Raw genomic sequence first — 23,719 nt, 5'->3', positions numbered from 1 at the left:
CCCTTTACCCCAAACCCGATTCCGAGTTAAAAATGCACAAAGCGAGAAGTATTGATTTGGCAACCCAAGATTATTTAGATACTACGGTGACACTGTAATACCAAGTTGCCAAAGTTAGTATTCTTTAGCGTCTAAGCTCTGCTGGACTAGCTTTCAAGCAAATAATACTATCTATCACAACTTGGTATAACTCTGAATGGAATGGATTTAGGAAATCCTTTAATAAAGGGCATTACTAAGGAAAATTTTGCAAAAAAATTGAAAAATTAACAATAATGCCGATATAGTTTTGAGCGTAGTGAATCGTGACCATTTATTTCCTAAAGGATTGATTGAGAAACAGATGAGTTATTTATATAAGCTGGATTCTCAAGTTAATTTTACATATTTCAAAATCTATCGTTTTCCCAGGAATAAAAATTGAATTGAGGATTGGGGACTCTGAAGTTATGGACTAGGAAACAACCTTGCTCTGGTGGGAGTGTACTTGTTGGGTATAGTAGAATATTGCCGCAGGTAACTGTCCGTCGCCTCTTGACTTCATCTTTGTGGGTGACTTCCTCCTCAGTTGCTAATACACTCAATCAACCGATCATGCAACCACCGATTACAGTTGGCACTGTCTTGCAGAACCGTTACCGCATAATTCAAATTCTCGGACAAGGAGGATTTGGTAGAACCTATCTGGCAGAAGACCAGAGGCGCTTTAACGAACTTTGCGCGATCAAGGAATTGAATTCAACAGCAAGGTCGGCTTTGGATTGGGAGAGGGCACAAGAGCTTTTTCACCGAGAAGCTGCCATTTTATATCAAATCGAACACCCGCAAGTGCCGAAATTCCGGGAAAGATTTGAGCAAGACCAACGCTTATTTTTGGTGGAGGACTACGTTGCAGGTCAGACGTACCGCACTCTGCTGGCTGAACGTCAAGCTGTGGGTAAAACTTTCACAGAGGCTGAAGTATTGCAGCTGATAGAGTTGTTGTTGCCTGTTTTAGAGCATATTCACAGTAGAGGAATTATTCATCGAGATATCTCGCCAGAAAATATTATTTTGCGAGATAGTGACGCTAAACCTGTGTTAATTGACTTTGGGGTGGTGAAGGAACTGGCAACGCGTTTACAATCGCCAGATAGTCCCATACCAGAAACCACCGTAGGAAAATTAGGTTACTCTCCCAGCGAACAAATGCAAACAGGGGGAGCTTATCCTAGTAGTGATTTGTATGCATTAGCGGTGAGCGCGATTGTTTTGCTGACTGGTAAAGAACCAAAGGATCTATTCGATCAAAACCAGCTAACTTGGAATTGGCAGCGGTGGGTAAAAGTGAACCCGCGATTTGCTGTAGTGTTGAATCGAATGTTGAATCATATACCGAGCGATCGCTATCAAACTGCTGTTAGTGTATCTCAAGCACTACAACCTTTACACGAAGTCAATCTTCCAAATGTGAATGTGTCTAACTTGCAAACAATGGCAGTTAGTCGCCGTCCTGACTTAGTAGCACCAGCAGCTTCGCCCCAGAAACCCGATCCTGTGATTCCACCAAGTTCCACCAGCTCAATCTTGGATAATCCGTTAGCGATCGCCGCAATTGCCATTGGTGTAGTGATCGTAGCAGGATTTGGTTCTTGGGCACTAGTAAGTTCTATCCGCAGTCAGTCAAAAATATCAGATGAGACGCTTCCACAAAATTTCCCTTCACCAGTAATTGCTGGCGGTACTACATTCACACCGACGCCAACACCAACACCAACACCGACACTCACACCTACTAATCAACCTGTTATATCTACTAAGCGCCTCAACCTGACAACATCTAACCCAACCACGGTTGAAGGTACTCTCAAAGCAAATCAAATCATTCAGTACAGCTTTTTTGGGCGAGAAGGTGCTAAATTAAACACGTTTATTGACCCAGGAAGCAGCATTCTGCTGACAGTCTTAAGTCCCAATGGACAACCAATTGATAGTACTGCCCAACAAGTCACATTTTATCAAGGCACATTGTTGGTTACTGGTAGATATACTATTGAGTTAACTCTGCTTTCAGGAGTTACTGAAAGCAATTACAATCTCAATGTTGCATTAGAAAAACCAGTCAACCCAATTCCCACAGAGACACCCTTGCCAATTCCTACAGAGACACCCTTACCAATTCCCACAGAAACACCCTTGCCAATTCCCACAGAAACACCCTTGCCACTTCCCACAGAAACACCCTTGCCAATTCCGACGATTACTGAAGCGCCAACTTTGCCGCCGGCTGATGAAACCCAACCATTTTCTGGCCAAAGAAATTAATGTTAAACACACTACTAATTACTGGAACTGATACAGAAGCTGGTAAAACTGTTTTAACAACAGCATTAGCAGCTTATTGGCAAAAATATTACCCGCAGCGTCGCTGGGGAATCATGAAACCGATTCAATCGGGCGTTGGCGATCGCGAGTGGTATCAAAAGCTATTCGCGCTAGAACAATCTGCTGAAGAAATTACACCTTTATACTTTCAAGCACCTCTGGCTCCTCCCATAGCAGCAGCACGGGAAAATCGCCGAGTAGATTTAGCACTAGTGTGGCAAGCTTTATCTAAATTGCGATCGCAGCGTGATTTTGTCCTTGTAGAAGCCTTGGGAGGGTTAGGTTCGCCAATAACTGAGGAATTAACGGTAGCTGATTTAGCGGGGGAATGGCGCTTACCAACGGTATTGGTAGTACCAGTGAGGTTGGGTGCGATCGCTCAAGCAGTGGCGAATGTAGCATTAGCTAGACAATTGTGCGTCAATCTCAAAGGCATTGTTCTGAACTGCGTACAACCCCGAACGGATGCAGAAATAGCCGACTGGACACCATATCAATTGATTCAATCACTCACTAACACGCCAGTTTTAGGCTGCTTACCCTATCTAGATAACCTGACTGATTTAGATAAACTTGCTCAAATAGCATCAGATTTAGATTGGGAAACACTAACACTTGAGAATGATTTAAATTGACATTACCGAAGGGGGACAGGGGTGCAGGGGTGCAGGGGTGCAGGGGAGCAGGGGGGCAGAGGAAGAGAGTAAAACTTTTTTTTATAGCTGATTTTAAGTCTTGCATTTTGTACCTTATCTACTTGAAAACTGCTGTATATCCCACGAACTCAATTAGGATATAGCAACATTTTTGAGGATAGTCATCGGCCCTTGGGTTTTGAGAATCTCCATTTCTGCTGCGTTTCGCACCAGCAGCGCACCAGCGAATCCTAATGAATTCACAGAGATAGATTGGAAATGCTCTTGCGATCGCGGTACGATTAACATCCATTCTCTTGTCGCTAGCAGATTGTAAGCACCAGATTGCTTTGCATCTAAACCTACAGCGTGACGCAAAGTGCGATAAATTTCCAGTGTTGCTTGGGCCCCTGCTAATGGCGATCGCACCCAATTAGAATTTAATGGTGCGAAAGCATGTATAAAAGGAAGTTTTGCTGAAGCTGCGTTCGAGTTTTCAAATTGTGCTGATGTTAGCAAAGCTTCAATTGGTATTTGCAGCCCTGAAGAGGCAAGTGGTAGGGGTACTATTTGTAAATGCTTGTGTCGCTGACTAGCACCTGCGGTTTTGCTACTGTTGTAAAATGCTAAACCATCGAAATCAGCTAAACACGCCCACATAGCCGTAAAATCTTCTAGGGTGAGTAAGCTTTCCTGTTCCTCGAAACTACGAGTGATGATTAGCAGATGATAATCTACAACATTGAATTTATTTAAAATACATACATGGGTATCGGAGATATCCGCCACAAATAAATCCTCTTCGTAGGGCAAAAAAGGATTAAACTCTTCACCAGCAGTAGTAGATTGTTTTTCCTGTTTCTTCTTAGCTGCTTTTTTGCGATTCAGGTTAGACAAAATCCGTACCAAGAAGCGCACGCCATCCTGTTCAACAAATTCAAATTCTGTCGGAATCGAGAGTAGCGCCCCGCATTGCAAAGCATATTCAGTTCGTTCTTTAACACTTGTGCATAAAGTGCCAGGTTTAAGTAAGATTTTCCCCTGTACCATTTTTATTCCTTCAGGCATGATGAAGAGTGCTGAGTTCCAAGTGCTGAGTTCTGAGTTTAAAGACCGCCCACAAGGGGACTTGCTCAAACCCAAGTACATAAATACTGAGTAATTCTTAATTTACTCAGCACTCAGCACTTAGCACTCAGCACTAAGTTTGGTAAAGAGTACGCAGCGATGTACGTCTCTACGAATGACTATATTCCAATACGGTGCAATAAAATACCAAAGCTTTCACAACAATGCAATACCTTCGCAACAAAACTGTCACAAATAATATCTACATTAGTAATACATCTAAATATCCTTCCAGACAGCAATGCAAAACGAATCTCGCAACAGAGAACACCCATCAAATAGCATTTTACATAACACTGCTGATGCCAAATACCGTAATCAAGCACCCTGGAAAAAGGCTGCTGCCTCTCTATCGCTGGTGCTGCTGGGATCAGGTATGACATTGGCAGGCGGCTATATGGCTGCACACTCTCGGCAGGTGTCTGAGAGTGCATCTAATTTGGCAGTTAGTCGAGTAAATGCTGCTGCTCCATTGCCAGCAGCTACAGATCCTAACTTTGTGACACAGGTAGTGCAAAGGGTCGGGCCAGCAGTAGTGCGGATTAACTCTTCCCGAACCGTCAGAACCCAGATACCAGATGAATTTAACGATCCGTTTTTTCGCCGCTTTTTTGGTTCCCAATTGCCACAATCAGGAGAAAGGGTAGAACGGGGTACTGGTTCAGGTTTTATCATCAGTGCCGATGGTCGGATTCTCACTAACGCCCATGTAGTAGATGGCGCTGATACGGTGACAGTAACACTCAAGGATGGGCGCACCTTGCAAGGTAAGGTGTTAGGAAAAGATGAATTAACCGATGTCGCTGTTATCAAAGTTCAAGCAGAGAATCTACCTTCAGTAGCTTTAGGTAACTCAGATCAACTGCAAGCGGGAGAATGGGCGATCGCGATCGGCAACCCCCTTGGACTAGATAATACAGTAACTACCGGAATCATTAGTGCCACTGGACGTAGTAGTAATCAAATCGGCGCTCCCGATAGGCGAGTAGAGTATATTCAAACCGACGCAGCAATTAACCCTGGTAACTCCGGCGGCCCCCTGCTAAATTCCCGTGGCCAGGTAATTGCCATGAATACAGCCATTATTCAAGGGGCACAAGGATTAGGCTTTGCTATTCCTATCAACACAGCACAACGCATTTCCAGTCAACTAATAGCTACAGGCAAAGTAGAACATCCTTACTTGGGAATTCAGATGGTAGGGTTAACACCTCAACTAAAACAAAATATCAACTCAGATCCCAATAGCGGTTTGAATGTAAATGAAGATAAAGGTGTATTAGTTGTAAAAGTTATACCAAATTCACCAGCTGCTAAAGCAGGGATACGTGCTGGTGATGTGATCCAAACGCTTGCAGGTCAATCAGTCACAGATGCCAGCAGTGTCCAAAGGGCAGTAGAAAATAGCCAAGTCGGAAGCGATTTACGTATGGAATTACGTCGCAATGGGCAGAGTATTAACATCGCTGTGCAACCTGGTGCTTTCCCCACTCAAGTGCAATAAAAGTTTTGCTATCAATTGAATGAAAGTGAATTTTCTGGGATGGGTGTTTTACCCGTCCCTTTTTTTATAGTGGCAAAATTGAGTTGCAGTAACCATATTGCAGCCAGGTAAGCACTGCCACAAACTTGGGTGCAAACAAATCATGGTCGCCGCTGGATACCTGCTCGCTATTTATATAGATAAAAAGTCTTACAATTGTAAAAAATACTGCCATCAATATTGATTGCACATTTTTTTTCCATAGCTTTAGTTAGTGTTTAAAAACCCCCTTTAGAATATTTCTAAAGGGGCACAATTTCATTTTTACAATAAATAGGTAGGCATAATTAAACATACAAAAAAATCCTAGTTTGTAGTGAGCGATTTATCGCTTCTTCGGATTTATCAGTACTAAAGTCCTGACTACAAACTTTAATTTATTTATGCCTAGCAATAAGTTGCAACTGAATTTCAAGCTAGAGCCACAGCTGGTTGCTGCCAGCGTCCCACCGCTTTACCAATTACTGCCAATTCTTGCATCAAGTTATCGAAACGATCTGGTGTTAAAGATTGGGGCCCATCGGATAAAGCTTTGGCAGGATTAGGGTGAACCTCTATCATCAGGGAATCTGTGCCAGCTGCGATCGCAGCCATTGCCATTGAAGGCACAAATTCAGACCAACCTACGCCATGACTGGGGTCAATCATAATTGGCAGGTGAGTCAGTTTTCGCAACACGGGCACTACTGATAAATCCAGTGTATTTCGCGTATACTGACGGTCAAAGGTGCGTATTCCTCTTTCACACAAAATTACATTAGGATTACCAGATGCCAGAATATACTCGGCTGCCATCAACCAATCTTCAATAGTAGCTGCCATTCCCCGTTTCAACAGAACAGGTTTCGGCTGCGCTCCGACTTTTTTGAGCAAGGAGAAATTCTGCATATTTCTTGCCCCCACCTGAATCACGTCAGCAACTTCGGCAATTTTATCCAGGTCTACGGCATCCATCACTTCTGTAATAATACCTAGTCCGCTGGCTTCCCGCGCTCTCGCCAATAAATCCAAAGCACTCTCGCCGTGTCCTTGGAAGGCATAAGGTGAAGTCCGGGGTTTGTATGCCCCTCCGCGCAAAAATGCGGCTCCAGCTGCCTTGACGCGCCGCGCCGTCTCCACAATCATTTCTTCATTTTCTACAGAGCAGGGCCCAGCAACAACTACCAAAGGCTGGTGTTCGCCAAATACCACCGCTCCACTGGGAGTATTAACCACCACATCCGAAGCTTCGCCGTGACGGTACTGACGGCTAGCTCGTTTGTAAGGCTGCTCTACCCGTAACACTTGCTCAATCCAGGGACTAAGTTCCTGAATTTGTAACGGATCTAAGCTGGCGGTTTCACCTACTAGACCAATAACTACTTTGTGTTGACCTACAATTTTTTCTGGAGTTAGCCCCCAGCTACTAAGTTCCTCATCAATGCGGTTTATTTCCGCCTCTGGGGAACCACTTTTCATTACTATAATCATCTGAAAGTCCCTGATTAATTGAGTAAAATTTTCTGTAAATAGGCTAACTTTATTGTTGCCTATTAGCCTAATTACAAATAGTTAAAAATAAAATTTGTTTACAAAATAAATAGACAAAATGTAGCGCTCAGTCAGCATTTTTACTGCTAAATAACTAGATATGGGGTATAAAAAGGATTGGATAATTTTAATTAGCAATGTTGAAGTGATAAAATTTCAACTTCAACATTCACTTTTTTATTTACCCAATATCACAGTTACTTAATACCTGAGCGCCGTTCATTATAAGTTTTTTTGCCGAGTTTCGCGCCAAGCTGCCACCATTCGTCCCAAATTGGTGTTGAACTCACCCAAACCCAGAAAACTTCCGACTTTTTCTTCATCCCAAGAGGCAGAGAGAACGCCATAAGTTATCCCTAAAACCCCCAAACCAAATAATCCCATGTTCACCAATAACACGGCGATCGGAGGTAGTCGGATATCGGAGTAGGCAGCAAGCAGATAGCTAGCAACCAAGGCGCTAATGCCCAAAGCTGTTGGTATACCCGATAACCCAGCTACCCGTCGGATCATTCGTTGGCTGACTACTTGGGGAATTGCCATCTCTTGTTTGGTGTAAACCACTTTTTTATCAGCCTTTTTGACGGATTCTTGGGGCTGTGCTGCTGGTTTACTTTGAGCTTTTGCGGGTTTTTGGCGCTTTTTGTTCGGTTCAAAAGGCAAACGACTGCGTTCAGATTCTTCAGCAGACATAAGCGGTAGTCCTATCCACGAATACCGAGACGAGCAATCAAAGCTTGATATTTTTCCCGGCTTTCTTGCGATATATAAGCTAGAAGACGCTTGCGCTGACCGATTAGCTTTAACAGTCCCCGCCGGGAAGAATGGTCTTTTTTATTTGCCTGGAGATGTTCGCTGAGGCGGTTAATGCGCTCAGTTAGCATAGCGACTTGGACATCGGCCGAGCCAGTGTCAGTTTCGTGAACTTGGTAGTTGGAGATTATTTCTTGTTTCCGCAGTTGCGTGAGGGCCATGGTCGATTCGGTTTCTTGTTTTTCTAAAATGTATGCAGCAGTCTCCTATAATATCACAGCCCTCAAGCTGGATGTGGAATGACCGTTGAAGTAATTTTTGTAATTTTTAATACTATTTTCCGAGGCTAGTTCTCGGTATACTTCGTTCCAATACCTGATAGGGATATTGATTGCGATCGTATTGCACCATCAGGCGATCGCATCAAGACGATAGAAGAAAAGTTTCAATGCCTAATAGGGATTTTAGTTGATTGCGATTCAAGCATTTGAATTAACTTTTGTAAAGGACTTTGAAGTTTCAATCCCTAATAGGGATTTTAGTTGATTGCGATTCATTAAAAATTTTCAAACTGACTGCTAGGAAAGTTTCAATCCCTAATAGGGATTTTAGTTGATTGCGATACTTGTAAAGAGTGACATCGACACTGAAACAACTAAAGTTTCAATCCCTAATAGGGATTTTAGTTGATTGCGATTCTTGGTTCCCGACAATCTACTAGTTTTCTTCGTGTATATGTTTCAATCCCTAATAGGGATTTTAGTTGATTGCGATAAAAGCATTAACATCTATTAGCCTGTTAGCAATAGTGGCAATCGTGCTAACTGTAAATAGCTGAAAGTCAGTCTACATAAGGTGCGCGGATGGTTTCAAGATGCTATAGCCATCAAATCCTTGCATATAGGGCAATTCAGGCATTTTTGTGTTCCCCCTTCCCCAACACCTACCCATCCGCGCATTTAGCGAAAAAACTAATCCGATTGGAAAGCTGTTTCTGTTTACTTCATAGATATCTTACTCGATTAGGTTCGCTGACTTTCGGGTGATGCTTACGCCTACGCAATTCCAGCATTTCCATAACTAACCTTATTTGGCAACGTCTTCAAAATCTGTTATTGCATAAGCAAATTCTCTAAAAGCTGTTTTAATCAGAACCTCTTTTGTTCCTCTTTCCAGAGAAGAGTTGCGAATGAGGTCTGTTAATTCTATGAACAACAGAGAAAACATAAAACGATCTTGGCGGTCAACTTGTTTTAAGCAAGACGATATAAACTGATAAAGCTCTGTTTTTCTGGGTTTAGTTTGTTCATCCCATATTTGCAACCCAAGCCGAAAAGTTCTCAAGCGGATTTCATTGGTGTTGAAGGACGCGTCTTTGTAGCGGACTGATACGCGTTGGGGTAGTTCCATGAGTTTTAGCTATACATATTCAATGTAAAGTAATTATTCACTTATATTTTGGCTTAACCGGAAAAATCTGATATTTTGCACCAATGGCAATAGCCGCCAGATGTTAGAAACGAATGACTGGCGTAGAATATAGAGAATTTTGCAGGGTAGAACTGCTGTACTACCCTACAATCGCCAATTTAGAGGATACCCCAGAAATGGAGTAGCCCTTGACCAGAAAAAGCTTCAATTAAAATTGCAGAGACAAAACCAATCATTGCAAGACGACCATTCCAATTTTCACTCTGAGGAGTGAAGCCAAAACGCACAGCATTAGGATCTTCTGAAACAATAGACGCAGAATTCTTAAAATCTGACATGAGCATAACTCCAAAATTCAAGTGTTGTAGCAGTTATAACTGTCTGTAAAGTAATGTAACAGATGTTTAAAAAAATGCAAGATTGAGTGAATTAGGGCTTACTCACTCTTTACGAATTCTTTGTCTATGAGACGCTGCGTAATGTTGATGATAACAGCGAATTAGTGCGAGAAAATTGGACTATTAGCTTGAGTATAGATAATAATTTTGGCGATTTTTGATAGTTAAAGCGCTTTCCAAATCCATAAACTTTTCTCCTAAAAGGTTACGCTGTACACATAAGTTATCCGATTACCCAAAAGTCCTCCAAAACCTCACCCTGTCCTATCCTGACTAAGGATAGGACAGGGTGAGGTATCTCAGGGGCTATCGTACAAGACTAACCGTAAATTACCTTGACAAAGGCTTGTGTGTACATCGTAAGTAAACTTTTTGGTAGAGTTATTAAAGTTACGCCGGATAAATCCGTAATCTTCTATTTGGTTCTTCGCCAAAACTATGCGACTTGAGGCGATAATGTTCTACCAACTCATGTTGCATTTTGCGGACTTGGGGAGAACGCGGCAATAACTCGACTGGCTGTCCTTTAGGAATCACAATTTGCTCAACGGCAAGTCTAGCTTCTTCAAGAGCATCCATCTCATCATCGCTACCATTGTGCAAAAACAATTGTAGTTCTCTATCATCCGCCATCTCTGGATCGTCGATATTCAGCAACCGCCGCAAACCACGGGTAATTTGGGGAATGGTGCTGGACTTAATTACGTGGATGGGTACATGACGGGCTTTGGCCATTTGGCGCAATTTAGCGTGGTTTTTGACGTGCGATCGCAGTGCTAAAATTGCATCAGCACTATCTATATCTTTTGTCAATACTACGGGCAAAGTTAGCACGCTAATCACCTGTTCCAGTTGGTGACGGCTAACGCCATAGGGGTAAACGTGCAATGGCAAATCTTCACCATTGGGCCCTGGCACTCTTGTAGCAGCATCAAAATCAATGCTTTCAGAATAATTGAAGGATTCATCCAGCAAACGGTCAAACTCACTGCGCCCAGTTACCCGTTCTACAGGCAATTGGGGTAGTGCAACCATTTGTCCAGATGAACGCCAACCATTAGACGGTCGCGCCGGTGGGAAAGAATCTTCTACTGTTCCTAGCTGTCCACCACGACCGTTGACAACAGCTAACTGACGTGTAACCGCAATTTTGCCGTGGTCATCAACGGTTCTCGTTTGTGGGGTAGGTTGACGCCCCCGCAAGAGATTATCTACGGTGTCAGCAACACTTTCGTGTACTGTCCAGCGTTGGCGTTCTAACATTTCTACCGCAATCTCAAAGGTAGGCGGGGCTTTCCGCTCCAAAACAGTCTTTTGAGAGCCTCGCCGTCTGGCTTCATCGTCTCCCAATGTCACAGCTTGGATACCCCCAACTAAATCAGCCAAGGTGGGGTTTTTAATCAGGTTTTCGATCTGATTTCCGTGGGCAGTACCTACCAACTGTACGCCCCGTTCTGCAATGGTACGAGCCGCTAAAGCTTCCAGTTCCGTGCCAATTTCATCAATGACAATGACTTCTGGCATGTGGTTTTCCACTGCCTCAATCATCACCTGATGCTGTTCGTTTGGATGAGCCACTTGCATCCGTCGAGCGCGACCAATGGCGGGGTGAGCAACATCACCATCCCCAGCGATTTCATTGGAGGTGTCAATAATCACCACTCGCTTATGCAGATCGTCCGCTAAAACACGGGCTATTTCCCGTAAGGCGGTAGTTTTGCCCACGCCTGGACGCCCCAGCATGAGAATCGATTTACCAGTTTCTACCAAATCGCGGATCATGCCAATGGTTCCGAATACGGCTCGACCAACGCGACAGGTCAAGCCAATAATCTTACCAGTGCGGTTGCGAATGGCGCTGATCCGATGCAAAGTTTGCTCAATTCCTGCCCGATTATCTCCGCCAAAGATTCCGACTCGTTGAATGCAATCATCTATTTGTTCTTGAGTAACGGGTACTTCGCTCAAATACTCAGCTTGATTAGGAAAGCGAGCCTCTGGGCGACGACCCAAATCCAAGACCACTTCTACTAAACTATCTCGTTTGGGATGACTCTCTAGTACTTGTTGCAGGTCTTGGGGCAAAATGTCTAATAACTTTTGGAGATCGTCTGTAATCGTCATGCGTTCTATGGTGACGTTTTTAGAGATAGCGAGGACATTTGCATGCAGGAGAACCCGCTCTGGGAATTTTCCGAACGAGCGATTAACCCTCCTGCTGTGACTTGATCTGGGAAACGAGAGAATAGGCAAGTTCTACAGCTTGCCAAAGTAATACTTCATCTTCTTCTAGGCGAATAGTCGCCTTCACATTGGTGTTACTTACCTCCTTATTCTCTAACTGTTCGAGAATTGGTGACAGTAGTACGCGGGCGTAGCTACCGTAGGCGACCCCGGCGATGTGGGAGTGCTGAGTGCTGGGTGCTGAGTGCTGAGTAATACAGTCTTTATCAGCACTCATAACTCGGAACTCAGCACTGTTTAACAGTTTCATTGCCTTTAACTTAGCAATGGTATACTTATTTGTGCCGCCTGCTAACTGCACATATCCCGGTAACTTAGCTGCCAAAACTTTTTGCCCTAATTTCACCGCAGCTATTGTGGTGCCATCGCCAATATCACCACTCATCGGACGGCCGTCGGTTTGCCAAATTAAAGCACTCTTGAGTGGGGCAATCAGGTCATATATTGCTCTTAAGTAGTCAGTCATCCCCTCGCCATCGGGACAGCTGATAGCTAGTACTTTTAATTCATCGCCCCACGGTGAAATTGCCTGCCATAATTGCTCAAATTCTGCCAAACGCCCGACTTTCGTATGGATTTCTACGGCATCTACTCCCGTTGACATTACCAATGGCGCGATCGCTCCCGGCGTTGACATATATGAACTTGTATTAATTATATCGTATGGACAAACTGGTATACAACGACCGCAGCCATAGCACTTTTGCGATATTACTCCCGAAAAGTCTTCTTTTGGATTGTCAAACACAATCGCTTGTGCCGGACAAATCCGTTCACAGGGTCTAGGGCAGTCTGTAGGACACTCATGAGGATTAAATTCTGCTTTGCGAAAATGGGGGTCTTCTCCATCGTTTAGGCTGACCATCAAAAAGGGTAAATTGCCTTTGTAGTCAAAGCCTCGCTTTTGGGCATCCTTAGCCAGAGATTTGGCTGCTTGTAGCCCTGACTGCGCTGCTGCAATTACTGCTGGATCAGCTGCAACATCTATGCAGTCAGCGCCCGCCAAAGTATAGGCTAACGTTAAACTTCTGACTGCCGGCAAATGCTGGAAACTGGCTCCGCAGATCAGCTTGAACCAGTCACCTTGTTTGAGAGATTGTAAAGGTACGAACAGATCAGTCACTATTCTATTATGCGTTTATGCGACTAAAAATAGTAGTCTGCGATCGAGAAAAAGTCCGAATTTGCTGATTTAGGGTTTATCGAATTGGGCATACAAGCTTGTCATCGAATTTTTGAGTCGTTCTACCGGATTCTTGAAAGCGATGCCTACGGCAACCCGAAACGGGAACGCTGGCAACAGAGCAGCACAGGATTAGGTTTAACATTGGTTAAGAAGTTAGTAGAATATGTCCAAGGCAGAATTGAAGTTACCAGCTCTCAGGGCTGGATAACATTTACAGTTCAGCGGCCTTTGAATTTGTGATGGTATTTGTCCTTTGTCATTTGTCATTAGGCGTTGGTTATTAATTCTTCTCCTCTTGTCTTTCTCACTCACCGAAAGAGTTCAAACTACGCCAAAATTTAAATAAACGCGATCGCATCTTACCGACAATGCAGATTACCCAAAGTCTCCATACAGCGATTCTTGTGACTGACTTAGAACGCTCGGAACATTTTTATGGCAAAGTATTGGGATTATCCAAAATAGATCGTTCTCTAAACTACCCTGGTGCATGGTATCAAGTCGGTGACTATCAAATTCACCTAATAGTTGCAACCACTGTCCCCACGGAAAACCCAAACGAAAAATGGGGACGTAATCCCCACGTTGCCTTCACAGTCGCTGACTTAGACGCCGCCAAACAGGAATTTCTCAATCATAATTATCCCATTCAAGCCAGCGCCTCCGGTCGCCCTGCCCTCTTCACTCAAGATCCTGATGGGAATATTATCGAGTTGAGTCAGCAATGAGGGGGAGCAGGAGAGCAGAGGAGAAGCAGCAGTAAGTCTTTCCCCTCTGCCCCTCTGCCCCTCTGCTCCTCTGCCCCCTGCCTCTTCTATTCTGGTAATTTATATTGCCCAACAATACGCTTGGCAAACTCTGGAACGTGTGCGTCTAATTTCTCTGGATGATTACGCTTCACATACAAATAGTTCCGGGTAAAGTGAGAATCAATGGAAAATCGCGCATATTCTAGACCTTTGGGGCCGATTTTTTCGATTACCACACCCATCAGTTTTGCTGCCCACATCGGTAGGGTAACGCCTTTATCGTAAGCGGGAATGCTTTGTTGTACAGCTTCTTTCCGGTTGCCTTTAGACGTTACTGGTTGGGTATCTAACTGGTCTTTCACTAAATCCAGCATTTCCTTACCAGTGTCATTTCTAACTACAATCCATTGCCAACCGAAGGGTGCGCCCATGTAACCAACAACTAAGTCGGCTAAAGAGTTGACGTAATCAAAGCAACTCATACAGGATGGGGCAAAGACATCTTTGAGTTTGTTGGTCTTCAAGCCAAAGAAAGGCACTGTTTCTGATGAGCCATCTTCATGTTTGAAGTGAACCCGGAAGTCTTGCATGAATTCGTAATGCACAACTGTGTCAGGCGAGCGGCTGGTGGTTTCTAAGAATTTTTGCAATCCAGCGCGGTTAACGTTATCTACGCAAGGCGTACCCAAAACATACAGCTTTTCTAAACCAAGTTGTTTTTCTACGGCTCGTAATGCCTGGATTTGGCAACCAACACCAATTACCAACAGCCGTTTCATTCCCGATTTTTCCACCTGTTCTAATATGGAAAGGTTCGGAGAAAGTGTTGGTTTATTTACCCGCGCTGCTAGTATTTCTTCTGGGGTACGGGCGATGACTGGCATGGGTTGAAAGCGGTCTTCTTTGGTGTTTTGCACGCAGACGACACCTTCAACTAAGCCGCGATTAAGCATTTCGATGGCAATGCTGCTCACAATACCCGTCCATTGTGCGCCTTCGATCGCCTGCTGTTTCTTCGCAGCTATCATGTCTTGATGAACACCAAAGTAGAGTTCATCAGGGTTTTCGAGATGGCGCGATCGCGTGTGTGTTTCAACTTCTAGTTCGCCTATTTGCTGATTAATAAAAGCGCAAGCTTCCTTGACATAGTGAATATAATATGTATCGCATAGTCCGCACTCGCTACAGAGTTCTTTTGCAGGGCGGCGGCTGGTAGGTTTTAAGGCTCTGGCTTTTTTGTGAGGAGAAACTGAGGTCATATAAACTTTTTGTTTTATCCAGGAATCGCTTTTATTACAATACCTTCACTCGCTATGAACTTGACGATAGACGATGAACAAGACATTATAATGTTTTGAAACGCAGAGGGACGCAAAGTAATGCAGAGTTTTGCCTAATTTATTTCGCTACGAACTAATTAAATATTCTACTGAGACTTTGATGAGGAACTATAGAAATACAATCTTACTCAGCGATGAGTAATAGAAATAGAATTTGATTTTTGATACACAGATAAAAGCAGACATTCCCAAACTAGCCGTGGTTGAGCGTAAGAACGCAAGTGTTTTCGAGATTGTTCGAGCTGGTTAATGATACTAGGTTGATGCCACTGCTGCCAGTAAAATTGCTGAAGATAATCAACCAACCACAGTTGTGCTTCTGTATCTAAATCCTTATCAATTTTTTTGGCTAACTCTAAGGCATTACGGTAAGATTTAGGCGCTTTTTTCAAGTCTTCGAGTAACTCATCAGGAATAGCTTGTAATTGCTCATAAGATGCGATCGCACTTCCAGCACTACCAGATGCTATGCTCAATACTGCCTGATTTGACAAAATTTCCTGATGACCTATTTGTGTGAGTACAACAGCCAAGGACTGTGTATCTAAGCGATAAAAAGGAATGCGTTGACAGCGTGATACCAAAGTCGGCAACACAGACTCAGGTGTAGGTGCAATTAAAATTAATGTCGCTTGTCCCGGTTCTTCCAAAGTTTTAAGTAAAGCATTGGCTGCGGCTTCTGCCATTGTTTGAGCTTCTTCTAGCACTACCACATTTCTCGGTGCTTCCAAAGGCGGACGACCTAAAAACTCGGTAATTTCCCGAATTTGCTCTAGTCTAATTACAGGCGGTGCTTTACGCTTTAGTCCTTTTTCGGCTGCTTCTGCTGCTGTTAATCGTTGTCCCTGGTATTGGTACGTTGGTTGCACCCACAATAAAGCTGGGTGGTTCCCCTGACGCAAACGGTTTTGTAAAGATGCAGTGACTCCCATGTCACTAGAAAATAGCAATTCCACAAAACACCTGGCTGCTAAACTCCTGCCTACACCATCTGGCCCCACAAATAAGTAAGCTGGAGGAACCCGGTTTTGTCTGACAGCCTGAGTAAGTAATTCTATAGCTTGCTGTTGTCCGATAACTGGTGCAAATGGATCATTGGTCATTAGTTAGGAGTTAAGAATAAGGAGTTATTATTTTCCATTTGCTTCCCTATGCTGAGAGGATTCTTACTTTTGTACTCAGCACTGTTTGGGTAAATTAGCGATCGCCTAAAAATATCTTACCTTTAGGGACTTCCAGTTAAAAAAGCGGCGTTGCTGAATCAAGGGATGATTTTTGTAGAGTGGGCGTCTCGCCATTGGTGTCAACTTAACGTGAAAGCCAGCCTAGAACCAGCTTTTAGATATTGTCTCCTTGTCTCGTTTACAGCCTCTGGGCTGGAAACGAGATTTGAAAAGGCTTTTAGCTTAAGTTGACACCAGTGATCTGTGCGTCCCTACTACAAATAATTTGGGATATTAAACCTTAGCCGTGAGAAATTTGGATATATCCGCATGTGCCAAAATAGCACCAGGTTCACGCTGGAGAGCGTTGTAGTACTTTCTCTCAAAGGTATTACCAGTCTCTAGCGGTACAATGAGTGTACGGACATCAGCAATCAATTTTTGGAAATCGTCCAGCAATATCGGTTCATCTGCTTGGAGCATTTCATCAACTTGCACAACCATCTCAGAAATGCGATGTAGCCAAGCAAATTGTTCGTGAGCAATGACTAGTTGAAGAAGTTCTGCACTTGATACTCGTCCACTAATCTGTTCGTAGGCAATACGTTCTGTCTCCAGCAACATCTTATGAAGGTGGAGTAATTTGTTTCGTAAATCACGCAGATATTGATGCTGACGTATTCTTTGGGTAAGTGTGTTAGAAGTCAATGTTACTTATCCTCTTGTTACAATAGTCTTCAATGGCTTAAATAATTTCATTAGGATTGGGGTGACAGGTAACAGGTGATAGGAATCTGTACGCTGTTACTTTTAACTTATTCCCTTCTTCTTCCCCATGTCCTTGTGAATAGAGTTTTTTATGTATTTGGTTTCCCTGCTAAGAAGCACTATAATAACTATATCTTTTATAAACGTCATATCTTATATTTGATTAATCATATATTAACATAAAATTATAAGAAATACATAGTGTAGAACCGAGCGAGAAAATATCAATTATGGGAAAACCATCTTCATGTCGCTAGCAAATGTAATTTTAGGTCTTCTTCAGCAGCAAGAAATGACGGGCTACGACCTCAAAACGAGCTGCTTTGATCAATGCATCGCCCATCTATGGCCAGCAGATCAGGCACAAATTTACAGAACTCTCGATAAGCTAGTTGAGCAAGGCTGGATTACCTGTAACATTGAGATTCAACACGATCGCCCCAACCGCAAAGTCTACAGTGTGACGGAGCCAGGGAAAGTCGAATTTAGCCGATGGCTAGGGATTCATCAGCCCTTACCGACTATCAGAGAACCTTTACTCGTCCAATTGCATTTTGCAGATCAGTTGTCCAATGAAACCATCATTCACCTACTGGAGCAACAATTGGTGGCTCGAAGCAAAAAGCTGGCTGAATGTGAAAGCATCGATTTGCCATCGCTGGGTGATGAATCTGCCAACCGCAAGCAGGTAATGCAAAGGCTGGTGCTGGAGTTGGTAATCCGAAGAGAAGAGACTTATATTAATTGGTTGAAGACAGCGATTGATGTTATCAGTCGCCAAGAGCCATATCCATTTTCCAAGAAAGAATTCAGGAGTCAGGAAGTCACTGAGCGACTTGCCTTGAGCGAAGTCGAAAGGAGTCGAAGTGAGCCAGAACTCAGAATTGAATTTTGAACAAAAGAGCAGATGAATAGTGGGTTATTTGTAGGTTTAGCAACTTTAGATTTGATTTATCTTGCTGACTCTGCCCCCAAGAATAATCAGAAGATTGTCGCTACTGACCATACTATAGCGGCAGGGGGCCCAGCAACAAATGCGGCTGTAACTTTTAATTATTTAGGAAATCAGGCTACTGTCTTAGGTGTAGTAGGTTCTCACCCAATGACGCAGCTAATTCGAGATGACTTGGCAAATTACAAAGTTGCGATCGCAGACCTTGAGCCTAGCACTGATTTAGTACCGCCTGTATCTTCGATTATTGTCACTCAAGTCACAGGTGAACGCGCTGTGGTTTCGATCAATGCTGTGAAAACTCAAGCTAGCAGCGCATCTATCCCGCCAGATATTTTGCAGAATGTCGATATCGTACTGATTGATGGACATCAGATGGTGGTTGGTGATTCCATAGCCCAAATGGCTAAGGCCAATAATATCCCAGTGGTAATTGATGGTGGTAGTTGGAAGCGTGGATTTGAGCAAATTCTACCGTTTGTGGATTATGCTATCTGTTCAGCTAATTTTTATCCCCCCAACTGCCAGACTGGAGAAGATGTATTTAGCTATCTCAGTGGATTTCATATTCCTCACATCGCCATTACCCACGGACAAGAACCAATTGAATACTTGAGTGGCACTAAAACTGGTATCGTAGATGTGCCGCAGATTCAAGCAGTTGATACGTTAGGGGCTGGAGATATTTTTCACGGTGCTTTCTGTCATTACATTTTAAGGGAAAGCTTTACTGATGCACTAACACTGGCAGCTAATATTGCTGCTGATTCCTGTAAATTTTTTGGTACTCGGCGCTGGATGGATTTAAGATAATTCGTAATTCGTAATTAGTTAAACTAAGTATCGCTGTGCCGTCCCTAATCACGTTATGCATATTTTTAGATAGGCCAAATTAATGAAAGATTTACAAGAAATATTAGCGATCGCTCGTGAGGTAGGTTGGGGCGCAGCAGATATACTGCGATCGTATTACGACGGCACAGCAAAAGACCCTAACTTAGAAATTCAATATAAGCAGAATGAGCCTGTCACTGTTGCTGATGTAGCTGTGAGTCAATACATTTTGCAGAGGCTACAAGCAACTTTGGGTAACGAAGATTTTGCTTACATCAGCGAAGAAACTTATCAATCGTCAAGTAGTGGTAGACAGGCTTCTGCCTCTTGGGTATGGATAATTGACCCGTTGGATGGCACGCGAGATTTTATCGAAAAAACTGGCGACTATGCAGTTCACATTGCTTTAGTCAAGGAAACACGCCCAGTGTTGGCAGTGGTGGCAGTACCAGAGGCTCAAAAGTTGTATTACGCTACCAAAGGCGGGGGTACATTTGTAGAAACTTGTGACGGATCTGTTCCTTTACAAGTGTCGTCAGGCAAACGAATTGAAGATTTAACCTTAGTCGTTAGTCGCTCTCACCGCAACCAACGCTTAGATTATTTACTACAAAACTTACCCTGTCAAAATCAGAAATCTGTGGGTAGTGTAGGCTGCAAAATCGCTACCATTGTCGAGCAACAGGCAGATATCTACATTTCCCTTTCCGGCAAGTCTGCGCCCAAAGATTGGGATATAGCAGCCCCAGAGCTTATTTTAACAGAAGCTGGTGGCAAATTTACTCATTTCGATGGCACGCCGTTGCAGTATAACACTGGTGATATCAATCAATGGGGAGGTTTGCTAGCTAGTAATGCTGAATATCACGAAGTATTGTGTAACAAAGCAGAAGGGATTTTAGCGCAGTTTGACCATAGCTAATAATGCATTTGAGAATGAATGTTTTTGAAATTTCTTTTAAGATAGTTAATCATGGTATGATTAGCACTACCACCAATAATAATCTTTACTCTTTAGTCCACAGCTTAATTTTCAAAACACTAAATACCTGGGCGATCGCGAGTTAATTACGATTTCCGATTAAAAGTGTAACTTTTATAGTACAAGCAACAAAAGCCAGTCTTTAGAAAGTCTGCAAACCGTCCTTAAAGGTTTGATTTGTGAATAAAATTCACTACCAGACAATATTCAAAGGCTGAATGCTGTGCTACACTCATGGACATAAAGATTATTTTCGGTTGAGTAACTCGTTTTGATTTCTAAAAACCGTCTCTCCGAATTTAACTCTCTACACTCCCTGAATTCGGAGATTTCTATGTCAATTTACGTCGGAAACCTGTCCTATCAGGTTACAGAAGAGGACCTAAAGCAGGCTTTTGCAGAATACGGAACAGTAAATCGTGTTCAACTACCCACAGATCGGGAAACAGGACGGCCTCGTGGGTTCGCTTTTGTGGAAATGGAATCAGACACACAAGAACAAGCTGCCATTGATGCACTTGATGGTGCTGAATGGATGGGACGTGATTTGAAAGTGAACAAAGCTAAACCTCGTGAGGAAAGAAGTAACTCCTCTCGTGGTAGCTGGGGTGGCGGTAATAATGCCCGCCGCAACAATAATCGCTACTAAGTAGATTCCTGAAAATTTCACATTTAGAGTCTCCAGCAGATAAAGCCAAAGGCTCCATTCTGCTGGAATATTTTATTTAGTATGTAGTCCTGAACTATTCATCCAGATTAAGGAGGAATGAGAATGACACAAGTAGTTTTGGGAGAGAATGAAGGTATCGAATCAGCTTTGAGAAGATTTAAACGGGAAGTTTCTAAAGCAGGAATTTTCCAAGATATGAGAAAAAAGCGTCACTTTGAGACGCCAATAGAAAAAGAGAAGCGTAAAGCAATTGCTAGGCACAAACAACGTCGTCAACAACGTTCTCGCTTCAATTAAAAGTCCCAGCAAATTTGCCCTTCGATTTGACATCTAGCCAGCATCTCTTCATTGTTGCCATACCTCCGGCAAGCCACAAGTAATTAGGCACACATCAATTAATAAACAAGCTGTTCGTAGTAGGGCTGTACCGTTTTTCAGCGCTACTAAGTGTATATATTTTCAATTGCGTGAACTAAGTAGGCATAATAAAACATACAATAAAATCCTAGTTTGTAGTGAGCGATTCATCGCTCATAGCAAGGTGTATTAGGACTAAAGTCCTTACTACAAACTTTAATTTATTTATACATAGCTACTTAGAGCATTTCGTAGAGACGCACAGCTAACTATGCGCTCCTAATTTATACCTGATTTTACAAAGAAGCGCTATAGTTTGTTGAGTTCCATTTGCGGAACTTGCAGCAATATAAATGTATTCTTCCTCTGTATCCGTAAAGTATTGTAAATATCGTTAGTTTGCAATCCCTGGCTCTGGATTTTGAAAAAATGTTACGACTTTATCATTTATTACTAGGCTCTATTTTGCTGGTATTAATACCAGTAGGAGCCAAATTTGTTCTACCCCAATTTTCTCCACCCAAAGTAGTAAAACCTCCTACCGTTGCGAAACTTCCCAACTCTAATCAGGAAAATATCTGGCAGAAAATCCTGGGAAGTACTGCTGCTCCAACTAACTGGCAAATTTATCCCTGTGAAGGAAATCCACCCCTGTTGTGTGTCTCCTCCAAAGGAAAACGTTTGGGTACAGTTGAGATTAACATTTACCCACTAGCAAACAATGAGGATTTCCGAAAGAAACTCTTAGCAGCGGGTATTCCAACTGCTTCTTTAGTAGACTACCAAAGTCCCAAGTACCAAACCCAGTTATTACCAGTACTTAAAACTTGGGTTATAGACCACTACGCTGCGTTAGCCAAAGATCGCCAGGGTGAATATGGAAAAGAGATTATTTTCTCAGCCTACCCACCGCAACCAGTACCCATTGGTAAGCTTCAGGGAATCCGTTATGGGTTCGCCGGACTTAAGCGACAAGGTGGAGTACAAGAGCAACATATCGGTCATGTTGCCTTTGATGGTACTAAACTTTACGTAATGACTACTGCATTTGACACAGGTACGCAAACAGGTAAGTTTGATAAACTAGAGAACTTGGCTATTTTTCAACCTTACTTATATGCGATCGCAGCAGAATTGCATTTACCCCAATAGGCCCTGGATTAGGAGGTTACAGGTTACAGGTAATAGGGAATAATCTGTCCCCTGTAACCTGTAACCTTCTTCAATCACCCATCAACCTAAATCTCAGCCACCGCGCGTTCAATCAAGCGATGTGCTAAAGTTTGCGTGCCAGTGTGCTCATAATAATTTGTTGCTACATCCAGGAATGCTGCGAGGTAGTCCAACTTGTCATCAGCAATATCGGTAAAACTTTGCAAGTTGTGGACAACCTTTTGCGGCGTTAAATTATTGGCACTAACTAACCCATTCATCCAACCTTTAACTGAGTCAAAGCTTTCGCCGATAAAGTTGAGTTTACTACCAGCATTGTTACCTGGAATCACATCTTTGATGTTTTGGAAAGTCGAGTTTTGTTCTAACTCCTGTGGATTTGTTTGATTCAGCCCAGATATCGCTTTGCTGATAAAATCTGGGCCCAAAGGTATCAAACCATCAACGCAAACTAATGCCACCATACGGATCAGCGACTCTCCACTATACTCACCTAAAGAGGCGACAAAATCCCCAATACTATCTCCCGGAATCCCATTAATTTGACAAAAGGCTACCAACTCAGCCACTAATTTTAATGTCAAATCAATGGTTTGGGCTTTATCTGGCTTGGGAGTGACAGAGTTTAAAAAACCCAACAAAGGAATTTTTTCGCCGACTTTGTTAGCTAAGGCTGCTGCACCAAGCGCTTTATCTGTAGCATCAACGGTTTGATATAACCACAAGGCTGTTTGGTATCCTTGGGATTTATCGTTGAATAGATAAATCGCTCTTTCGCCAATTTGCTGAATTAAATCTTCGTCGTCTTCCCCTGTGACTTTCTTGATAGTGTTGACAAAGCCAACGGTATTTTGCCACTCTCCAGGAGCAACAAAATCGAGAGACTTCAACATAGAAACAGTCAAGCCGCCAGTTGGCAATTGATCAACCAACTCAACAATCGATTTGCTCACAAAAATCTCCTTATTTAGGTTTTATGATCTGAATGTTAGTAGTGCAAATCATTTCAGGTTAGCCAAACCATTAAGATTAAACTTCTCTAGCCAATCTTCGCGATCGCTACCTGTAAATGATGAATCACGAGAAAGTGCTTTTACTTGGTACTTACCTACCAAAATTGCAGTTTGCGTTTTACCAACTTCTATTGCAGGATAACCGCCAATTTCTTTAGTGCTTTTCGAGAACTTTGCTGCTGCACTGGGTGTGCTAGTAGTATCAGAAATAGACAGCACCGCTATATCTTTACCGCCTTTTTTCAACTTCGCTTCCGCAAAGCCTTTTTTCTCTTGGGTATAGACGCGTTGGTAGCCATCACCAGCTTTTGGGAAAAATTTATTAAATTCGCTACCCTGAGTTGCAGTTTTAGCTACCGCAAGACCCTTTTTCTGTTGAGTGCTTTCTTTTTGCGCCTGGTCAAAACGTCCAGGTTCTTTTGGGCTACAGGCTGTTGTCAGTAGTACCACTGACAGCAGCAAAGCAGCTACTACCCTACGTCCACGGTGTAAAATCATTATTGGCT

General features: G+C 43.0%; 23 protein-coding genes, 1 pseudogene and 1 CRISPR repeat array. Of the genes and pseudogenes, 11 read left to right on the top strand and 13 right to left on the bottom strand.

Features of this window, described 5'->3' with window-relative positions; translation table 11 throughout:
- Positions 1 to 594: 594 nt before the first annotated feature.
- Entirely contained in the window at positions 595 to 2,304 is a 1,710-nt protein-coding gene (locus tag RMY16_RS13470) for a protein kinase domain-containing protein (RefSeq protein WP_322736786.1), read from the top strand.
- Positions 2,304 to 2,999, top strand: coding sequence for a dethiobiotin synthase (gene bioD, locus RMY16_RS13465; RefSeq protein ID WP_322736782.1), 696 nt, complete (start codon positions 2,304 to 2,306; stop codon positions 2,997 to 2,999). Before RMY16_RS13470 ends, bioD begins: the two co-directional genes overlap by 1 nt.
- Positions 3,000 to 3,152: 153 nt before the next feature.
- Here the strand turns inward: bioD and RMY16_RS13460 are convergent, their stop codons facing one another.
- Positions 3,153 to 4,049, bottom strand: coding sequence for a phosphorylase (locus tag RMY16_RS13460; protein ID WP_322736785.1), 897 nt, complete (start codon positions 4,047 to 4,049; stop codon positions 3,153 to 3,155).
- A gap of 319 nt (positions 4,050 to 4,368) precedes the next feature.
- On the opposite strand from RMY16_RS13460, the gene RMY16_RS13455 reads away from it, so the two are divergent.
- A complete protein-coding gene (locus RMY16_RS13455) occupies positions 4,369 to 5,631 on the top strand; it encodes an HhoA/HhoB/HtrA family serine endopeptidase (protein WP_322736781.1) in 1,263 nt (420 codons plus the stop codon).
- 450 nt (positions 5,632 to 6,081) lie between these two features.
- Here the strand turns inward: RMY16_RS13455 and aroF are convergent, their stop codons facing one another.
- From aroF to ldpA, 7 genes are all read right to left on the bottom strand, one after another.
- Positions 6,082 to 7,140, bottom strand: coding sequence for a 3-deoxy-7-phosphoheptulonate synthase (gene aroF / locus RMY16_RS13450; RefSeq protein ID WP_322736780.1), 1,059 nt, complete (start codon positions 7,138 to 7,140; stop codon positions 6,082 to 6,084).
- Between the two features lie 282 nt (positions 7,141 to 7,422).
- Positions 7,423 to 7,893 carry a PAM68 family protein gene (locus tag RMY16_RS13445; RefSeq protein WP_322736779.1) on the bottom strand — a complete coding sequence of 157 codons (471 nt, stop codon included), beginning with the start codon at positions 7,891 to 7,893 and terminating at the stop codon, positions 7,423 to 7,425.
- Between the two features lie 11 nt (positions 7,894 to 7,904).
- Positions 7,905 to 8,174, bottom strand: a complete 270-nt coding sequence (rpsO, locus tag RMY16_RS13440; RefSeq protein WP_041565894.1) for a 30S ribosomal protein S15 — start codon at positions 8,172 to 8,174, stop codon at positions 7,905 to 7,907.
- 221 nt (positions 8,175 to 8,395) lie between these two features.
- A CRISPR array of direct repeats spans positions 8,396 to 8,727; the repeat unit is 37 nt; unit sequence GTTTCAATCCCTAATAGGGATTTTAGTTGATTGCGAT.
- 312 nt (positions 8,728 to 9,039) lie between these two features.
- The gene (locus RMY16_RS13435) at positions 9,040 to 9,363 is read right to left on the bottom strand and encodes a hypothetical protein (RefSeq protein ID WP_194046858.1); all 324 of its coding nucleotides are present in this window, start codon (positions 9,361 to 9,363) and stop codon (positions 9,040 to 9,042) included.
- 179 nt (positions 9,364 to 9,542) lie between these two features.
- Complete coding sequence (locus tag RMY16_RS13430; protein WP_099103697.1) at positions 9,543 to 9,722, bottom strand: chlorophyll a/b-binding protein; 180 nt, start codon at positions 9,720 to 9,722, stop codon at positions 9,543 to 9,545.
- Between the two features lie 450 nt (positions 9,723 to 10,172).
- Entirely contained in the window at positions 10,173 to 11,906 is a 1,734-nt protein-coding gene (locus RMY16_RS13425) for a R3H domain-containing nucleic acid-binding protein (RefSeq protein WP_322736778.1), read from the bottom strand.
- Between the two features lie 82 nt (positions 11,907 to 11,988).
- Positions 11,989 to 13,149 carry a circadian clock protein LdpA gene (ldpA, locus tag RMY16_RS13420; RefSeq protein ID WP_322736777.1) on the bottom strand — a complete coding sequence of 387 codons (1,161 nt, stop codon included), beginning with the start codon at positions 13,147 to 13,149 and terminating at the stop codon, positions 11,989 to 11,991.
- An 84-nt stretch (positions 13,150 to 13,233) separates the two neighbouring features.
- On the opposite strand from ldpA, the gene RMY16_RS13415 reads away from it, so the two are divergent.
- Both RMY16_RS13415 and RMY16_RS13410 read left to right on the top strand, forming a co-directional pair.
- On the top strand, positions 13,234 to 13,452 hold the full coding sequence (locus RMY16_RS13415) for a sensor histidine kinase (protein ID WP_322736776.1): 219 nt from the start codon (positions 13,234 to 13,236) through the stop codon (positions 13,450 to 13,452).
- 128 nt (positions 13,453 to 13,580) lie between these two features.
- Positions 13,581 to 13,940, top strand: a complete 360-nt coding sequence (locus tag RMY16_RS13410; protein WP_322668928.1) for a VOC family protein — start codon at positions 13,581 to 13,583, stop codon at positions 13,938 to 13,940.
- 86 nt (positions 13,941 to 14,026) lie between these two features.
- Here the strand turns inward: RMY16_RS13410 and RMY16_RS13405 are convergent, their stop codons facing one another.
- From RMY16_RS13405 to RMY16_RS13395, 3 genes are all read right to left on the bottom strand, one after another.
- Positions 14,027 to 15,220, bottom strand: coding sequence for a Coenzyme F420 hydrogenase/dehydrogenase, beta subunit C-terminal domain (locus RMY16_RS13405; protein WP_322736775.1), 1,194 nt, complete (start codon positions 15,218 to 15,220; stop codon positions 14,027 to 14,029).
- Between the two features lie 209 nt (positions 15,221 to 15,429).
- The gene (locus RMY16_RS13400) at positions 15,430 to 16,404 is read right to left on the bottom strand and encodes a DNA polymerase III subunit delta' (RefSeq protein ID WP_322736774.1); all 975 of its coding nucleotides are present in this window, start codon (positions 16,402 to 16,404) and stop codon (positions 15,430 to 15,432) included.
- A 354-nt stretch (positions 16,405 to 16,758) separates the two neighbouring features.
- Positions 16,759 to 17,172: a hypothetical protein gene (locus RMY16_RS13395; RefSeq protein WP_322736773.1), complete on the bottom strand. Its 414-nt coding sequence runs from the start codon at positions 17,170 to 17,172 to the stop codon at positions 16,759 to 16,761.
- Positions 17,173 to 17,479: 307 nt separating this feature from the next.
- On the opposite strand from RMY16_RS13395, the pseudogene RMY16_RS13390 reads away from it, so the two are divergent.
- The 6 genes and pseudogenes from RMY16_RS13390 to RMY16_RS13365 all read left to right on the top strand — a co-directional run.
- A pseudogene (locus RMY16_RS13390) lies at positions 17,480 to 18,013 on the top strand (PadR family transcriptional regulator); the annotation flags it as partial.
- A gap of 126 nt (positions 18,014 to 18,139) precedes the next feature.
- Positions 18,140 to 18,997 (top strand): sugar kinase, encoded by an 858-nt coding sequence (locus tag RMY16_RS13385; RefSeq protein WP_322736772.1) that lies wholly within the window; start codon positions 18,140 to 18,142, stop codon positions 18,995 to 18,997.
- Between the two features lie 82 nt (positions 18,998 to 19,079).
- A complete protein-coding gene (locus tag RMY16_RS13380) occupies positions 19,080 to 19,940 on the top strand; it encodes a 3'(2'),5'-bisphosphate nucleotidase CysQ (protein ID WP_322736771.1) in 861 nt (286 codons plus the stop codon).
- Between the two features lie 394 nt (positions 19,941 to 20,334).
- Positions 20,335 to 20,649 carry an RNA recognition motif domain-containing protein gene (locus RMY16_RS13375; RefSeq protein ID WP_194047264.1) on the top strand — a complete coding sequence of 105 codons (315 nt, stop codon included), beginning with the start codon at positions 20,335 to 20,337 and terminating at the stop codon, positions 20,647 to 20,649.
- 123 nt (positions 20,650 to 20,772) lie between these two features.
- A complete protein-coding gene (gene rpsU / locus RMY16_RS13370) occupies positions 20,773 to 20,967 on the top strand; it encodes a 30S ribosomal protein S21 (protein WP_069073011.1) in 195 nt (64 codons plus the stop codon).
- Positions 20,968 to 21,456: 489 nt separating this feature from the next.
- The gene (locus RMY16_RS13365) at positions 21,457 to 22,179 is read left to right on the top strand and encodes a hypothetical protein (RefSeq protein ID WP_322736770.1); all 723 of its coding nucleotides are present in this window, start codon (positions 21,457 to 21,459) and stop codon (positions 22,177 to 22,179) included.
- Between the two features lie 86 nt (positions 22,180 to 22,265).
- On the opposite strand, the gene RMY16_RS13360 is transcribed toward RMY16_RS13365, so the two are convergent.
- Both RMY16_RS13360 and RMY16_RS13355 read right to left on the bottom strand, forming a co-directional pair.
- Positions 22,266 to 23,153: a hypothetical protein gene (locus RMY16_RS13360; RefSeq protein WP_322736769.1), complete on the bottom strand. Its 888-nt coding sequence runs from the start codon at positions 23,151 to 23,153 to the stop codon at positions 22,266 to 22,268.
- Positions 23,154 to 23,201: 48 nt separating this feature from the next.
- A complete protein-coding gene (locus RMY16_RS13355; RefSeq protein WP_322736768.1) occupies positions 23,202 to 23,711 on the bottom strand; it encodes a hypothetical protein in 510 nt (169 codons plus the stop codon).
- Positions 23,712 to 23,719 lie beyond the last annotated feature (8 nt).

The organism is Nostoc sp. DedQUE12b, from assembly GCF_034530835.1.
Classification (GTDB): Bacteria; Cyanobacteriota; Cyanobacteriia; order Cyanobacteriales; family Nostocaceae; genus Nostoc.
Note: the sequence above shows the minus strand (reverse complement) of the source record. Positions and strands in the feature narration are given on the sequence as shown.

What these genes read in the sequence shown, in the direction of transcription:
- RMY16_RS13470 (WP_322736786.1), top strand. Translation starts at nt 595, where the DNA reads ATGCAACCACCGATTACAGTTGGCACTGTCTTGCAGAACCGTTACCGC.
- bioD (WP_322736782.1), top strand. Translation starts at nt 2,304, where the DNA reads ATGTTAAACACACTACTAATTACTGGAACTGATACAGAAGCTGGTAAA.
- RMY16_RS13460 (WP_322736785.1), bottom strand. Translation starts at nt 4,049, where the DNA reads ATGGTACAGGGGAAAATCTTACTTAAACCTGGCACTTTATGCACAAGT.
- RMY16_RS13455 (WP_322736781.1), top strand. Translation starts at nt 4,369, where the DNA reads ATGCAAAACGAATCTCGCAACAGAGAACACCCATCAAATAGCATTTTA.
- aroF (WP_322736780.1), bottom strand. Translation starts at nt 7,140, where the DNA reads ATGATTATAGTAATGAAAAGTGGTTCCCCAGAGGCGGAAATAAACCGC.
- RMY16_RS13445 (WP_322736779.1), bottom strand. Translation starts at nt 7,893, where the DNA reads ATGTCTGCTGAAGAATCTGAACGCAGTCGTTTGCCTTTTGAACCGAAC.
- rpsO (WP_041565894.1), bottom strand. Translation starts at nt 8,174, where the DNA reads ATGGCCCTCACGCAACTGCGGAAACAAGAAATAATCTCCAACTACCAA.
- RMY16_RS13435 (WP_194046858.1), bottom strand. Translation starts at nt 9,363, where the DNA reads ATGGAACTACCCCAACGCGTATCAGTCCGCTACAAAGACGCGTCCTTC.
- RMY16_RS13430 (WP_099103697.1), bottom strand. Translation starts at nt 9,722, where the DNA reads ATGTCAGATTTTAAGAATTCTGCGTCTATTGTTTCAGAAGATCCTAAT.
- RMY16_RS13425 (WP_322736778.1), bottom strand. Translation starts at nt 11,906, where the DNA reads ATGACGATTACAGACGATCTCCAAAAGTTATTAGACATTTTGCCCCAA.
- RMY16_RS13410 (WP_322668928.1), top strand. Translation starts at nt 13,581, where the DNA reads ATGCAGATTACCCAAAGTCTCCATACAGCGATTCTTGTGACTGACTTA.
- RMY16_RS13405 (WP_322736775.1), bottom strand. Translation starts at nt 15,220, where the DNA reads ATGACCTCAGTTTCTCCTCACAAAAAAGCCAGAGCCTTAAAACCTACC.
- RMY16_RS13400 (WP_322736774.1), bottom strand. Translation starts at nt 16,404, where the DNA reads ATGACCAATGATCCATTTGCACCAGTTATCGGACAACAGCAAGCTATA.
- RMY16_RS13385 (WP_322736772.1), top strand. Translation starts at nt 18,140, where the DNA reads ATGAATAGTGGGTTATTTGTAGGTTTAGCAACTTTAGATTTGATTTAT.
- RMY16_RS13380 (WP_322736771.1), top strand. Translation starts at nt 19,080, where the DNA reads ATGAAAGATTTACAAGAAATATTAGCGATCGCTCGTGAGGTAGGTTGG.
- RMY16_RS13375 (WP_194047264.1), top strand. Translation starts at nt 20,335, where the DNA reads ATGTCAATTTACGTCGGAAACCTGTCCTATCAGGTTACAGAAGAGGAC.
- rpsU (WP_069073011.1), top strand. Translation starts at nt 20,773, where the DNA reads ATGACACAAGTAGTTTTGGGAGAGAATGAAGGTATCGAATCAGCTTTG.
- RMY16_RS13365 (WP_322736770.1), top strand. Translation starts at nt 21,457, where the DNA reads ATGTTACGACTTTATCATTTATTACTAGGCTCTATTTTGCTGGTATTA.
- RMY16_RS13355 (WP_322736768.1), bottom strand. Translation starts at nt 23,711, where the DNA reads ATGATTTTACACCGTGGACGTAGGGTAGTAGCTGCTTTGCTGCTGTCA.